Genomic DNA, 1821 nt, shown 5'->3' with positions numbered 1-1821 from the left:
GGCGGTCCCGAACCTTGCCGGGTCGGCACGCCGCATCACGCTCGATCCGGCGTTGGCCGATGGCTTGCGCGGGCTCGCGCGGCGACACCAGACGACGCTGTTCGTCGTCATGCTGGCGAGCTTCAAGCTGCTGCTCCGTCGCTACACGGGTCAGTCCGACATCAACATCGGCGTGCCCGTTGCCAATCGGCACCGTGACGAAACGCATGGCGTGATAGGCTTGTTCGTCAACACCCAGGTGCTTCGCACGCAGATCGACGGCCGCGCGCGGATCGCGGACTTCATCGCGGCGGTTCATTCGGCCACGATCGAGGCACAGGAGAACCAGGACCTTCCGTTCGAGCGATTGCTGGAGATCCTCCAGCCCACGCGCAGCTTGAGCCAGAATCCGCTCTTCCAGGTCCTCTACAATCACCAGCGCCGTCGGGCGTCGGGCGGTCCGCCCGATCAGACCGGCCTCCAGATCGAGAAAATCGACGCCGACGTCGATACGGTCAAATTCGACCTCGCGCTCGACACCGACGAGGGGCCGTCCGGCGAAGTCCGCGCCATCTTCACCTACGCGACGGCGCTGTTCGAGGCGGCGACGATCGAACGCCTTGCCACGCATTGGATCACGATCATGAAGGCGATGGTCGCTGACGACACGCAATCGATCGCCGACGTGGCGTTGCTCTCCGAACAGGAGCTGGAGAGGCTACGCCAATGGAACGGCGCGGATGGTGGAACGACAGGCGCACCGTTCACGCCGGTGCATCGGACGGTTGCGCGGCTGGCCGCCGAAACGCCGGATGCGCCGGCGCTGGTCTTCGGCAACGATGAAATCACTTATGCCGAGCTCAACCGTCGCGCCAATCGCCTTGCGCACCACCTGATGCGCCTTGGCGTCGGGCACTCGGACCTCGTCGGCGTCTCGGCAAGACGCTCGCCGTATCTCGTTGTGGCCCTGCTCGCGATCTTGAAGACAGGCGCAGCCTATCTGCCGCTTGATCCCGAGCATCCGGCCAGGCGGCAGGTCGGCACCATGCGCGATGCCGGCGCGCGTGTCGTGCTGGTTGACGCCGATGGTTCGGCGCTGACGCCGCCGCCGTCCGGCATCGAGGTCGTTTCGCTCGATACGATCGACCTTGCGCGGGAGAGCGAAAGCGATCCGGAGATCGCGGTGGCGGCGACCGGCCTTGCCTATGTGATCTATACCTCTGGCTCCACCGGCGTCCCCAAAGGCGTCGCGGTCGAGCACGGTCCGTTCGCGATGCATTGCGAGGTGACTGCTGGGCTCTACGACATGGACCGGCACTCGCGCGAGCTGCACTTCCTGTCCTTCACCTTCGATGGTGCCCATGAGCGGCTCTGGACCGCGCTGACCTGCGGCGCAACGCTCGTGATGCGCGATGCCGATCTGTGGTCGGCCGAGCAGACCATCGAGGTTCTGCGCCGCCAGCGCGTCACCAACGCCGGCTTCCCGCCCGCCTACCTGCAACAGCTCGCCGACTTCGCGATGTGGCGCGGCGATCCGCCGCCGGTGGAGCTGTATTCGTTCGGCGGTGAGGCGATGCCCAAGGCAGGTTTCGACAAGGTCAAGCGCGCGCTCAAGCCGCGGACATTGATCAACGGTTACGGGCCGACCGAGACCGTGGTGACGCCGCTGGTCTGGAAGGTCGATGCCAGCGAGGAGATCGAGGGCAATTATGCGCCGATCGGTCGTCCGGTCGGCCGCCGCTCGGCCCACATTCTGGACGGTGATCTCAACGTCGTCCCGGTCGGCGTGACCGGCGAGCTGTTCATCGGCGGCGAGGGACTGGCGCGCGGTTACTGGCGGCG

1 protein-coding gene is annotated in these 1821 nt (G+C 66.2%); it reads left to right on the top strand.

Features of this window, described 5'->3' with window-relative positions:
• The coding region (locus MOV75_RS36625; RefSeq protein WP_247007816.1) for an AMP-binding protein at positions 1–1821 on the top strand (1821 nt) is incomplete at both ends.

It is taken from the genome of Bradyrhizobium sp. PRIMUS42, assembly GCF_023006515.1.
In the GTDB taxonomy this organism is placed as follows: Bacteria; Pseudomonadota; Alphaproteobacteria; order Rhizobiales; family Xanthobacteraceae; genus Bradyrhizobium.
Note: the sequence above shows the minus strand (reverse complement) of the source record. Positions and strands in the feature narration are given on the sequence as shown.